General features: G+C 52.3%; 8 protein-coding genes. 3 read left to right on the top strand and 5 right to left on the bottom strand.

The features are described 5' to 3' along the window. Positions 1-74: 74 nt before the first annotated feature. On the bottom strand, positions 75-3,671 hold the full coding sequence (locus tag NT073_RS01875) for an FG-GAP-like repeat-containing protein (protein ID WP_297367938.1): 3,597 nt from the start codon (positions 3,669-3,671) through the stop codon (positions 75-77). A 219-nt stretch (positions 3,672-3,890) separates the two neighbouring features. Further along, positions 3,891-5,426 (bottom strand): oligosaccharide flippase family protein, encoded by a 1,536-nt coding sequence (locus tag NT073_RS01880; protein ID WP_297367940.1) that lies wholly within the window; start codon positions 5,424-5,426, stop codon positions 3,891-3,893. A gap of 161 nt (positions 5,427-5,587) precedes the next feature. Between NT073_RS01880 and purH the strand changes: the two genes are divergently transcribed. The 3 genes from purH (at position 5,588) to gatC (ending at position 8,371) form a co-directional block, all read left to right on the top strand. Continuing rightward, complete coding sequence (gene purH, locus NT073_RS01885) at positions 5,588-7,135, top strand: bifunctional phosphoribosylaminoimidazolecarboxamide formyltransferase/IMP cyclohydrolase (RefSeq protein ID WP_297367943.1); 1,548 nt, start codon at positions 5,588-5,590, stop codon at positions 7,133-7,135. 188 nt (positions 7,136-7,323) lie between these two features. After that, complete coding sequence (locus NT073_RS01890; protein WP_297367946.1) at positions 7,324-8,049, top strand: lysophospholipid acyltransferase family protein; 726 nt, start codon at positions 7,324-7,326, stop codon at positions 8,047-8,049. Positions 8,050-8,083: 34 nt separating this feature from the next. Beyond that, positions 8,084-8,371 carry an Asp-tRNA(Asn)/Glu-tRNA(Gln) amidotransferase subunit GatC gene (gene gatC, locus NT073_RS01895; RefSeq protein ID WP_297367949.1) on the top strand — a complete coding sequence of 96 codons (288 nt, stop codon included), beginning with the start codon at positions 8,084-8,086 and terminating at the stop codon, positions 8,369-8,371. A gap of 86 nt (positions 8,372-8,457) precedes the next feature. Here the strand turns inward: gatC and NT073_RS01900 are convergent, their stop codons facing one another. The 3 genes from NT073_RS01900 to NT073_RS01910 all read right to left on the bottom strand — a co-directional run bounded on the left by NT073_RS01900 (position 8,458) and on the right by NT073_RS01910 (position 13,269). Next, positions 8,458-8,850, bottom strand: a complete 393-nt coding sequence (locus tag NT073_RS01900; protein ID WP_297367952.1) for an SMR family transporter — start codon at positions 8,848-8,850, stop codon at positions 8,458-8,460. Positions 8,851-8,976: 126 nt separating this feature from the next. Then, on the bottom strand, positions 8,977-10,479 hold the full coding sequence (locus tag NT073_RS01905; RefSeq protein WP_297367955.1) for a DUF1501 domain-containing protein: 1,503 nt from the start codon (positions 10,477-10,479) through the stop codon (positions 8,977-8,979). 15 nt (positions 10,480-10,494) lie between these two features. After that, positions 10,495-13,269 carry a DUF1553 domain-containing protein gene (locus NT073_RS01910; RefSeq protein ID WP_297367958.1) on the bottom strand — a complete coding sequence of 925 codons (2,775 nt, stop codon included), beginning with the start codon at positions 13,267-13,269 and terminating at the stop codon, positions 10,495-10,497. Between the last annotated feature and the right edge of the window lie 95 nt (positions 13,270-13,364).

Below are 13,364 nucleotides of genomic sequence, written 5' to 3' on the forward strand. Positions count from 1 at the left end.
CCAAGCTCCAGCTTGGCCTTGTATACCAGAATGGAGAACTAAGGCCAAGCTGGAGCTTGGCCCAGACAAGTGGTTTATTTTTTAACGAGCTGCTCGCCCGGCAGCAGCCACACACCCCGCGCTGACTGCCCGTAAAAGGAGGTGCCAAACGGAACTTCCTGCCGACGAACTTTCCCGTTTTTCAACCGCACTGTAACCGCTGTGGTAGCCGCATCAACCGGGGTGAACGTTTGCGGCTGTTGCACGGCAAATAGACGCAATGGACCTCTGTTTTCGGTAACGGCCAGGAGCGGATGCCCCTGCGCATCGGGCAGGCTAACGAGTGCTTTGGCGTTACCCGGTGCATAGAAGCCAGACTGGGCAATGGTCAGTGGCTTAAATCCACCCTTGCCGTCACCTTTCAGAATAAGACCGTTAAAGGCATCCATGCGTCCGGCTACCAGATCGCTGCCGTGTTCATTACCGACCAGCACCGCATCCAGATTTCCATCGCCGTCAATATCCTGCGCCAACATACCGAAGAGTGGGGCCATTTGCGCCATGACGGGTAATGGTCTTACCTCAAACTTGCCGTTTCCTTTGTTCTCGACATAACTGCTCTGCATGTAGTTTGCCGTTAGTTTCAGCGCCTGAGCACGTTCCTCTTCGGTCAAAATCTGGCTCATAGTGGCTGCGCCAAACGGGGCGTAATTCACGAATCGTTTTTTGATGCCGATCATCTGCTTTACCATATCGTCCCAGCCGAAATAAGGATACTCCTCGTACTGGCCTTTGGCGTTTTTGAAATAAACCGACGGAAACGCATCGTAGAAGCCATTGTTGTCGAAGTCACCCGCATACATACGTACCGGCCGTTCGGCATTGGCGCGGAGTAAGGTGTTTAGGCCCGTATTCCCCACCAGGTAATCAATGTCACCGTCGTTATCGAAATCGCCGGGGGTTATGGAGTTCCAGAAGCCAAGTTTATCGTTGAGTCCGCTGTTTTCGAGGGGCTGCAACGTACCCTTCACATTGTGAAGCATGACAATGGGTGCCCATTCGCTGGCCAGTATCAGGTCAATATAACCATCATTGTCATAATCGGTCCAGAGCGCATCGCAGGTCAGGCCCGCCTTAGTGAGCGTTGGCGCTACCTGAGCGGTAGCATCCGTGAATTTCGGATGCCCTTTCTGACTGTCGTTACGTAACAGGTAACTCGGAACGCCCATCGGGTATTTGTTGGGCTCAACGCGTCCGCCAACAAACAAGTCAAGATCACCGTCTTTATCAACATCAGCCGCCTTTACGCAGGAGCCATTCACCCGAAAGTCGGGCAGTGCATCCGGAGCCAGCGTGAAATTACCTTTGCCATCGTTCGTGTAAAGACGGTGACGCATGGTCTCTTTCATTTGTTCGGCCGTAAATTCGGGACTTCCACTGGCAATGTAAAGATCAAGATCACCATCGGCATCGGCATCAAAGAGCAGCAGCCCGGCATCTTCCGATAATTTGGCTGGCATTGGTTTCAGAACGAAGCGGCCCGACGGCTGCTGCAGCAGCAACTCTGTCGAATATTTGGAGCTTCCCCCAACAACCAGATCGGCCAGGCCATCGCCGTTTATGTCACCCACAGCCAGCGCCGGACCATACTCGGTGAGTTTATGCAACAGGGTTTTTTGCCCGTTGAAATCAATAATGTCGTTTTCTTCGTGCCTATAGGTAAGCCCTAAATCAGCCGTAATGTCCTGCACCAGCGTTTTAGGTGCCGAAATCGTTTCGTTGGTTTCGCCGGGTTTGGCATCGGCCGCTTTGAGAATGATCGTCTGGTCGGCGTTGACGCTCGGCAAAATCTGTACCCGACCGCCGGGCCAGGTAACTTTCAGATTCTTGATTGTCGTGTTCTTGCCAAGGCCAAAGTGGGCAATAGGGTCGACACTCGACAGGAAACCCCGATAGGGCGTATGTTCGTAAAATTCCTTTCGGCCATCAGACAGCTCGTATTCGACCATAGCACCCAGGCCCATCGGGTTAGCGCCATCGCCTTTGAATTGAATCCGAAGAAAATGCGCCTGTTCCGTCTTTTTATCGGCCAGCGTATTTCGATAAACGAAAGCCTCATCATCGATATTACTGACGACATAATCGAGGTCGCCATCGCCGTCGAAATCGGCATAAGCGGCTCCATTGGCAAAGTTCGGCTCACTCATGCCCCAGAGTTCGGTTACATTTTCAAACGTGGCGTCGCCCCGGTTGCGATAGGCATAATCGCTGACCTTTACTCTCGGCATTTTCTCGGTCAACTCTTTCCGAAGCGCATCGGTCAGATAGCTATTCACCGAACTATAATAATTCGTAAAGTCGCGGTCGGTAATATCGCGGGGGAAGCCGTTTGTTACCAGCAAATCCCGGTAGCCATCCTGGTCAAAATCAGCCAGTAACGGAGACCAGCTCCATTCCGTTTCGGCCACGCCAGACAGCATACTTACTTCGCTGAAAATTGGCATGTTTGCGTTTGCCGTATCGGAAGGCCGTACCCCGGAAGGCCGTACCCCGGATGGCCGTACCCCGGATGGCCGTACCCCCTGATTTAGTTGGAGTGTATTGCGGGCGTACTGGTGTTCGTAGCCCAGCCGGTCCCATTCCTGATAGGCATAATAGCTGCTGGGGCCCATCAGGCTCTTCTTGCGAAGGTTATCTTCGGGCAGCATGTCCATTACAACAATATCGGCCAGACCATCGCCATTAATATCCGCTACATCATTTCCCATGGCCGATGAGCTGGTATGCTTGAACGACTCATGTGCGCGGTTGGTAAACGTCCCGTCATGGTTATTGACGTAAAGCACATCGCTGCTGGCGAAGTCGTTGGTAACGTAAATATCCTTCCAGCCGTCGCGGTTTATATCGCAGATATTTACTCCTAACCCGAAGCCTTCGGCCAGTAGACCAGCCTTTAGTGTCACATCGGTAAAATAGGCATGTCCACGGGTCGAGTCGAAATCATTCCGGTAAAGCCGGTCGACGTTGGGTGATGTGCCGTCGTTGACACGTGCCCGTAAGTTAGTTGGGTTTTTGGGGTCGTCAATCTGGTCGACCAGTACGAACAGGTCCAGGTCGCCGTCGTTGTCGTAATCGAAAAAGGCCGAGTGGGTCGAAAACGTAGTATCCGCAATGCCGTACTCGGCAGCCATTTCCCGGAATTTTGGCGCGCCATCGCCATCATTCCCCTGGTTGACGTAGAGCAGATTGGTCCGGTTGGCGGCTTTTTTGTGGAGGGTTGTGGAGACGTATACATCCATCTTTCCATCGGCATTCACATCCACCACAGACACGCCCGAGCACCAGCGGCCATTGCCGCCGACACCAGCGACCTGCGTGACATCCTTAAAATGGAGACTTCCGCCCGTTTCGGTCTCATTGATATACAACCGGTTTGGCACCTGATTTCCGGCGAAGAAAACATCCGGTTTCTGGTCGCCGTTAAAATCGCCGACACCCACACCGCCACCGTTGTAGATGTACTGGTAATTGAGAATGTTAAGCGTATCGCTATCGGTGATGGTATTCGCGAAGGTGATGCCGGTATCCGACGAATCGAGCCGCTCGAAAAGGGGCTTCTCACGACAGCCAGTCAGTAAGAACAGAAACGCGACGGACACTACCCAACCGCTGTTTCGGAAAGATGATTTCATGAATACTACTGTGCCTTTTTACGGTGGCAGACTGATTAGATTATCCCCAAATTTACCTATAAAAAATGCCCAAAATCATAGAGTACCTCTTTTTAATACAGGAAAGTGCTGTCTTCAGTGGTTGAAAACCTTTTGATAATGTAGATTTTTTAACCACAGAGAACTCAACCTCTGTGGCCTTAGTGCCGCAACGGCAGACCGTCTCTGTGGTTAAAAAACCTACTTTCGCTTCCGAAGTCGCGCCACCATCGGCTGAACCGTTCTGCGCTCAACGAACAGCATGGCTACTATAAACATCCCGAACAGGGCCATATGCACCGGTACGGCAATCCAAAAGTTTGCGATGGGAAACTGCCAGCATGCCCAGATCAGCAATCCGGCGACCAGTATATACCCTGCCGCCGATCGAACATTATAGGGCACAGGATAGTATTTTTCGCCCAGCACGTAGCAAAGCACCAGCATGACAAAACTGGATGTCAGAAAAACCACCACGCAGCCCATATAGCCCATTACAGGAATCAGTGCGATGTTTCCGACAATGGTAATGGTCGCTCCAATCAGCGTGAAAAGTGTTCCAAACTTCGTTTTGTCGGTGAGTTTGTACCAAAGCCCGATGTTTTGATAAACGCCAAGAAACAAGTTGCCAAGCAGCAACAGCGGTACAATGTTTAACCCTTGCCGATAAGCCGGAGACAGCATGGCGGCTCCAATAACATCGACATTCAGGCTGACCCCTACCCAAATCACAACGCACACAATCGTAAACCATTTTGTGACCTCCGCTAATAATTCGGGCGAGTTTTTATCCTCTGATCGGGAAAAGAAAAACGGATCGGCGGCAAACCGGAACGACTGTGTAGCTAGTGCCATAAATACCGAGAGTTTGAAGCAGTTACCATAAATACCGAGGGCATCTTCACTGGTAAGCGCTACCCCATTTGCCCCCGTATAAAACCCGTCGGGCAGGTAGTGCCGAAGAAAAAGCCGATCCGTAAGGCTATTAACAACGTTGGCAAGCCCCGTCAGCATAATGGGATAAGCGTAGATGTATAGTACCTTGACATCGGGCCAGTTGAACTGAAATCGAAAGCCCCGAAACGCATTGCTCAGTAACAGGAAATAAAAGGAATTGGCCAGCAGATTAGCTAGAAAAATATAGCCGGGGCCTACCGAAGGGTCGTAGATATAACTGATAAATGGCTTTAAATCAGCGAGGTACTTTCCTAGTATGACATCGGGGCAGATCACCAGGAAAAACACGTTGAACGCCACGGTAATACCTACATTGAGGAGTTTAACCTTTACAAATTGCCGGGCTTTATTTTCTACCCGAAGGCGGGCAAAGGGTATGGCAATAATAGCATCAATGGCAACGATCAGGGCCGACCATCGGATAAATGTAGTTTGACCCGGATAATCGAGCCAAACGGAAATTTCGGGAGCCAGATACACCAAGACAACCGTGGCCGTTCCCGAAATCAAGAGGACCAGGCTAAGCGTTTCGTTAAACGTTTTTGGAAGAACTTCCGGTTTTCTGGCGGCAAATCGAAAAAAGGCGGTTTCCAGACCAAACGTGTACAGGACCAGCAACAGAGCGATGTAACTGTAGAATTCCACGTTCGACGACATGTCTTTGGGACGGGCGAAAGCGTAGGTCTGAATGGGCACTAACACGTAATTGAGCAACCGGCCCAGAATTGTACTGACACCATATAGGGCGGTATCACTCGCTAATTTTTTAAACGTACTCATGTAGAAATACCCACCTTGTGGTTTCGGCTTTCAGGCCACCGGGCTGACAAAGTTAAGACCTTTGGTTATCTTTGCACCTCAGGTTGAAACAGCCGGAAGCCTGTTTCACGAAAATTGCTACTTATCTAATGAAACAGCCGGAGTTTCTTCCGGCCAAGTCCATGTCTCTTAAAATCTCCTCTGCGCTGATTTCCGTTTTTTATAAAGACGGTCTCGAACCCCTGGTCCGGCTGTTGAACGAACAGAATGTTAAACTGTATTCGACCGGCGGCACTCAGGCATTTATCGAACAACTCGGTATTCCGGTTACGGCTGTCGAAGACTTAACGGGCTATCCGTCCATTTTTGGCGGACGGGTTAAAACGCTGCACCCAGCTGTTATGGGTGGTATTCTGTACCGCCGGGAAATGCCGGAAGATCTGGCCCAGGCCGAACGGCATCAGATTCCCCCCATTGATCTGGTAATAGTCGACTTGTACCCGTTCGAAGAAACGGTGGCGTCGGGCGCATCGGATGAAGACATCATCGAAAAAATTGACATCGGCGGCATTTCACTCATCCGGGCGGCTGCCAAAAATTACAACGATGTACTGATCGTTTCCTCACGGAGCCAGTACGGCGACGTGGTGAATCTGCTGACCGAGAAAAACGGTACGACCGATCTGGCCGACCGTCGTCAGTATGCTGGGAAAGCATTTTCCATCACTTCGCAATACGACACGGCCATTCAGGCGTATTTCGCCGGTGATCAGGCCCCGAAAGCTGATACAACCGGTACGGTTTACGATTTCAGAACGATGCCCGCCAGTCACCTTCGCTATGGCGAAAATCCGCATCAGCAGGCTACCTTCTATGGCGATCTGGAGGCTATGTTCGACAAGTTGCATGGTAAAGAACTGTCGTACAACAACCTGGTCGATGTAGACGCCTGCGTGAGTCTGATCGATGAATTTGCCGATACGGCCGACAAAGCGTTTGCCATCATCAAACACACCAATGCCTGTGGTATTGCTACGGCTCCAACCGCCAAAGAAGCCTACCTCAACGCCCTTGCCTGCGATCCGGTTTCTGCGTTTGGTGGCGTGGTCATTACAACGGCCACCGTCGATCTGGAAACTGCCGAAGAGCTGAACAAGCTGTTCATGGAAATTTTGATTGCCCCTGATTATACGCCGGAAGCTCTTACGCTGCTAAAATCGAAGAAGAACCGGATTTTGCTGAAGCGCAACGCCGTTGAATTGCCTTCGGTTATGTTTAAGACTATTCTAAACGGGGTGTTGGAACAGGATAAGGACAACCAGACCGAAACGGCCAGCCAGTTTACCACCGTTACTGACAAAGCTCCTACTGACAGTGAAGTTCGGGCGCTGGAGTTTGCGCTCAAGGTGTGTAAGCATACTAAGTCAAACACTATCGTTCTGGCCAAAGAAGGTCAATTACTGGCCAGTGGCGTTGGCCAAACGTCGCGGGTAGATGCGCTTCGGCAGGCCATTGAAAAAGCCCATTCGTTCGGCTTCGACCTGAATGGCTCGGTAATGGCGTCTGACGCGTTTTTCCCCTTCCCCGACTGCGTTGAGATCGCCGGAAATGCGGGTATTACGGCGGTCGTTCAGCCCGGCGGCTCCATCCGCGACCAGGATTCAATCGATTACTGCAACCAGCACGGTCTGGCGATGGTAACGACGGGGGTGAGGCATTTTAAACACTGACCGCACGGACGGCCCCGAGGGATTTTAAGAGGATTTGAGGATTTTTCAAGATTAATGCATTTAGCAATTGCTTAACATGATCTTGAAAAATCCTTTCTATACTTTAAACGCGTCTGGATTTTATGAATGGTTGGTTTATGGACGTAATCTTGAAAATCTTTTAAATCTTCTTAAAATCCCGGTCAGCGATGCTCTACACAATCTGGTGCGCCACGTATATTGTTGTCTTGTATCTCGTGCTGTTTCCTATCCAGTTTGTGCTTTTGCAACGTGACGAATGGAAACCGCTGGCGCACAAGATTAATGCTATCTGGGGCAAGCTGTTTTTTTGGGGTATCGGGATGCCGGTTCACGTGGATCGTCGCTTTCAGCCGGAGCCCAATCAGACATATGTCTTTTGCGCCAATCATTTTTCGTATCTGGATATAGCCGTGATGGGGGTCATCGTGAAAAACTATTACGCCTTTGTCGGAAAAAGTGACGTAAAAAATATTCCCTTGCTGGGGTATATGTTCGCCAAACTGCACGTACAGGTCGACCGGGATCGGCCCAACAGCAGGGCGTATTCACTGGCGAAGTCTATTCGGACGCTGGCATCAGGGCGTAGTATTATGATCTTCCCAGAAGGCGGTATCCGGGCACCGGAGCCTCCTCAGATGGTACCGTTTAAAGATGGGGCGTTCACAATGGCGATTCAGCAGCAGGTGCCCATTGTACCGATTACGTTGTTAAACAATTACCTGATCCTGCCGGACCGGAGCCCCATCCGCTTCCACCGGCATCCATTACGCGCCATCGTTCACCCACCCATCGAAACCAAGGGCATGACGCAGGACGATGTGAAGCAGTTGAAAGAAAAAACTTATCGAATCATAAAAGCAGAGTTGATGAGCAAGAACAGAGTACCCGCTTAGTGCTTTTGCTCATTCACTCTTTCGCCTTTCGCTCATGAAAGTAGACCACGAAACTTTGCATAAAATCGCCCATCTGGCCCGACTGGAGGTAAAGCCCGACGAAGAAGCCGCTCTACTGAGCAGCCTGAACGGCGTGCTGACCTGGATGGAGCAACTCAACGAAGTCGATACGACCGGCGTTGAACCGCTGACGCATATGTCGGCTGAAACTAACGTTTTGCGAGAGGATGTAGCTGGTAATCACTTACCCCGTGAACAGGCGCTGTCCAACGCCCCACAACACGACGAACAGTTTTTCGAAGTACCTAAAGTACTGGAATAGTGTTTGGTGGAGTAAGTGGAGTGGGTGTAATGAGTGAAGTAGTAGTCGCCTACTCAATCCACTCATTACACTTACTCCACCAAACATTAATCAACCGGGCCGACAACTTTTAGGCCGATGACGCCGACGGTAATCAGCAGGACGAAGAACAACTCCCCCCACGACCAGCTGGTTTTTAACCAGAGTACATCTGTCGTTTTTAGAAAGACCAGAGATAATGCCATCCAGACGGCGAAAGCCGTTGTTGTTGGTATGGTCCGCATAGCTATGGCCAGCAGGACAGTATTGACAATACCGAAGACAACATAGGCTACCCAGGGAAGCAAAACGAGTAGTCCTGCGTCGGGTTTATAGAACGTATCCCAGCGAAGCGCTTTTAATTCGTCCAGCCGCATGTACTTAAGTGCATACAGCCACGCCATCTGGCAGGCGGCTGCACCAATGAGATACAGCCAGGACAGTATATTTCCAGTCATCATAACCCAGCAGTAATTATAGCCGCAAAGGAAACGGTTATTCGCCAGCCGATGCAACCTTCAACTGTAACAAGATGATTAAGAAATTGTTACACCCACTTTTGTCAAAATCAACTTCCTTTGACTTGCTTATGACAGAATTGGCTTGACAACCTTTCCGGCCACATCGGTTAGCCGGAACGGACGGCCTTGAAACTGATAAGTAAGCTTGGTATGGTCGAAGCCAAGCAGATGCAGAATAGTGGCTTGCAGGTCGTGAATATGCACTTTGTCTTTGACGCCATAATAGCCAATATCGTCGGTTTCGCCGAACGAGAAGCCTTTTTTCACCCCGCCCCCGGCCATCCAGACGGTAAATGCTTCGAGGTGATGGTCGCGACCCATAAACGGCAGCGTTTGTCCGTCGCGGTTTTCCTGCATGGGTGTCCGGCCAAACTCACCGCCCCAAACCACCAGCGTATCGTCCAGCAAACCACGCTGTTTCAGATCGTTCAGCAAGGCTGCTACCGCCTGATCTGACTCCTGACACTTGGCTTTCAGCCCAATATCAATAGAGCCGTCGGCACTGGTTCCGTGGGTATCCCAGCCCCAATCGAAGAGCTGCACGAACCGGACGCCCCGCTCCACTAACCGACGAGCCAGTAGGCAGTTTCGGGCAAAAGAGCCCTTATTTGGGTCGACACCATAGCTATCCAGCATGTATTGTGGTTCACTCTTGATGTCCATTGCATCCGGTACCGACATCTGCATTCGGAAAGCCAGTTCATACTGGGCAATGCGTGTCAGGATTTCGGGGTCTTTGACCTCGTCGTACTGCTGCTGGTTGATTTGGCTGATGGCGTCGATGGTTTGCTTCCGGATGTCGCGACTGATGCCCGACGGGTCGGAGGCATACAGCACCGGGTCGCCATCGGTACGGCACTGAACGCCCTGGTAAACCGTTGGCAGGAACCCGCTCCCCCAAACTGACTTACCTGCATCGGGTTGCTTACCACCGGACGCCAGCACGATATAACCGGGTAGGTTGTCGTTTTCGGTACCCAGGCCGTAGGTCACCCACGACCCCAGGCTGGGCCGTCCCAATCGGGCGCTGCCGGTGTGCATGAGTAGCTGCGCCGGAGCATGGTTGAACTGGTCCGTGTGCATGGCTTTCAGGAAGGTAATATCATCCACTACGCCCTGCAAATGGGGCATATAGTCGGACACCCACGCTCCGGATTGCCCGCGCTGGGCAAATTTCCCCTGCGGCCCCAGCATTTTGGGAGTGCCCCGGATAAAGGCGAACTTCTTGCCTTCGAGCAGGGCCTGCGGACAGTCTTTTCCGTTGTATTTCGCCAGTTCGGGTTTGTAATCGAACAACTCCAGCTGACTTGGCGAACCGGCCATGTGTATATAAATGATCCGCTTGGCTTTGGGAATGTACTGCGAGGGGTGTGGGGCAGTCGGCTCACCGGAGAGTGAGGCAGCGCCAACGGCATTGGCCTGCGGGCTCTCTTTCCCGAAAAAGCCGCAGCTTCCCAGAACGGAACTTAGGGCCATAGCGCCCAGCCCCGTAGAGCAGGTATGCAGAAAATGACGCCGGGTTTCACGTTCGGCGGCAGCGTGCCGGAGTTCCTGAATAAGTTTGTTCATGGTATGTCGATAAATTTACTCCTTCGTGATTACCTCATCCAGATTCAGCATTGTATTGGCCGTCACGGTCAGCGCGGCTAGCTGGGGCGAAACGGCGGAGCAATCGGCACCGGGGCGGTCCAGTAGTTTGTCTACGTCACCGGGTTTCTGCCGGTAATACTGTTCGGTGGTTCGATAAAGCCGGACGAGCACGGCTAGCTTCTTGGCGGGTAAGTCGCGCAGCATGACCTGCCGAAAACCAGCCTGAATCTGCTGCTCCGGCGTTCGTCCCTGTGAGCGCATGTAATTGGCCAGATGCTCGGCAGCTTCTACATAAACCGGGTCGTTGAGCGTTACCAATGCCTGTAAGGGTGTGTTGGTGCGTAATCGCCGAAGCTGGCAGAACTCCCGGCTCGGGCTGTCGAAGGTAACCATCGACGGATAGGGTGCGGTGCGTTTCCAATAGGTGTACAGCGCGCGCCGGTGCAGATCCTCGCCCGTGCTTTGTTTCCAGGATTCACCGTCGTAGGGCGATTGCCAGATACCGTCGGGCTGAACGGGCATCACGCTGGGGCCGTACATTTTCTGGCTCAAGAGCTTACTTACGGCCAGCGCCTGGTCGTGAACAGCCTCGGCCGATAGCCGAACGCGCGGCCCACGTGCCATGAGTTTGTTGAAGGGATCTTTCGCCAGCATCTCGGGCGTGGCGCTAGATTGCTGTTGGTATGTGGCCGACATCACCATTTTCTTCAAAAGCTTCTTAACGCTCCACTGGTCAGCTTCCATAAAATCAGCGGCCAGATAGTCCAGCAACTCCCGGTGTGTTGGCTGAATACCCTGGGTACCCATATCCTCCACCGTTTCGACAATACCCGTACCGAAAAGCTGTTCCCAGAAGCGGTTCACCGCCACGCGGGCCGTTAACGGATGCTCCCGGCTTACCATCCAGCGGGCGAGGCCCAGCCGGTTTTTAGGCAGTTTAGGGTCCATAGCCGGAAACGACTTCGGCACATCAGGCGATACGCGCTTGCCCTTCACCAGCCAGTTACCCCGTTCAAAAACATGCGTTTCGCGAGTCAGATCGCCCGAACCGTCGAGCATGATGGGCGTCTGTTCGGCATCGGCATTAAGCAGCTCCAGCAACAGCTTGTCCTTCTCGCCAACAGCATTCTGGGGCTGGCCCGGTAGAACGGGCGTAAAAGCTACCCATTTGATCTGCACCCAATCTTTTGGTTTTTCCGGGCTATTCAGCGACAGGTACAGGTTATGCCGCCCCTGAACAGCGGGCAGCGCAATCATCTGAACTGTGTCTTTTCCCGGCTTTGGCGTTGGTATCTGAGCCAGGATCGGACCGTCCGGTTTGTCCTGACGCAGCGTAACCAGCGCGTTCGTCGCTTTAGTCCCCCACTTGATCAGCAAACGGGGTCGACCGGTGAGGGTTACGTTCTTGATCCGGCAGGCACCCTTATCCTGAAAACCGAAATACTTGGCGTCGAGCAGTGATGCATTTACGTACTGGTCGAAGTCGTGCGAGTTAATTTTTGGTTCGACAGTTCGCAACAAATGCGTCACCTGCGCGATGGTAGCCTGTGCCTGTTTTTGCTCGGGTACGGCCGAGGCAATGTACCGCTGGAGGTCAAGAACCTTGAGCGAATCGGCGGGTTTGTAGAACCGAAGCGTTGGTGTGTCGCTCGTTACATCTTCGTCGCGGGTGTTGTTGAAGAACGCGAGGTACTTGTAATATTCGTCGTGCGTGAAGGGGTCGTAAGGGTGGCTGTGGCACTGAATACAGGCGAAGGTCGTTCCCTGAAACACATCCCAGGTGGTATTGACCCGGTCGATGACAGCCGCCGTTCTGAACTCTTCGTCTTGCGTGCCGCCCTCATCATTAGTCATGGTATTGCGGTGGAAACCCGTGGCCACAAGCTGATCGTCGGTGGGGTTTGGCAGCAGGTCGCCAGCCAATTGCTCCACCGTGAACTGATCGAAGGGTTTATCCTGATTGAATGCCTTGATGAGCCAGTCGCGGTAGCGCCAGATTTTACGACCGGGGTCGCGTTCGTAGCCTTTTGTATCAGCATAGCGGGCCAGATCGAGCCACATCCCCGTCCAGCGTTCGCCGTAAGCGGGTGATTTCAGCAGCCGGTCAACGACTTTTTCGTACGCATCGGCTGATTTGTCGGCCACGAAGTCGGCGGCTTCTTTTTCGGTTGGTGGCAGACCCGTCAGATCGAGCGACACGCGTCGAATTAGTGTAGCACGGTCGGCTTCGGGCGAAGGCTTGAGGCCATCCTGTTTGAGTTTATCCAGGATGAAATGGTCGATTTCATTTTTAGCCCAGTTCGTTTCATCGTTTTCGACAACCCCCAGCCGACTCAGGAACGTCCCAAGCGTAGGCACATCGGGTTTCTGCACAGGCAGATACGCCCAATGGTCGCCCCATTCGGCACCCTGATCGATCCAGTTACGGAGGAGTTCTATTTCATCGGCTTTCAGGGCCGGGTGGTCCAGCGGCATCCGCTCGTCGGGGTCCGACAGCGTCAGGCGACGAATCATTTCGCTGGCGTCGGCATCGCCGGGAACAATGGCTGGTTTGCCCGACTTGGCCGGTGCCAGTGCTTCGTGTTTGAAGAGGAGGGAGAAGTCAGACGCTTTTTTTACCCCGCCATGACAAACAATACAGTTCTTGTTGAGGAGTGGTTTGACCTGGGTGTTATAATCCACCCGTTTCTCAAAAAAGCCGAGAAATGAAGAGAGCAGCACTGTAGCGCCAACGCTCAATGCGCCAAAAAGAACCCAGCTGGTTTTCATACCATTTAGACATATAGCGAGTTGCTGTTACTAAAAGCACGAAGGCAGGCATTTGTAACTATCCAAATGACGGCGAACTGCAAGTTTAACGAATC

This window comes from Spirosoma sp. (assembly GCF_026391055.1).
GTDB lineage: Bacteria > Bacteroidota > Bacteroidia > Cytophagales > Spirosomataceae > Spirosoma.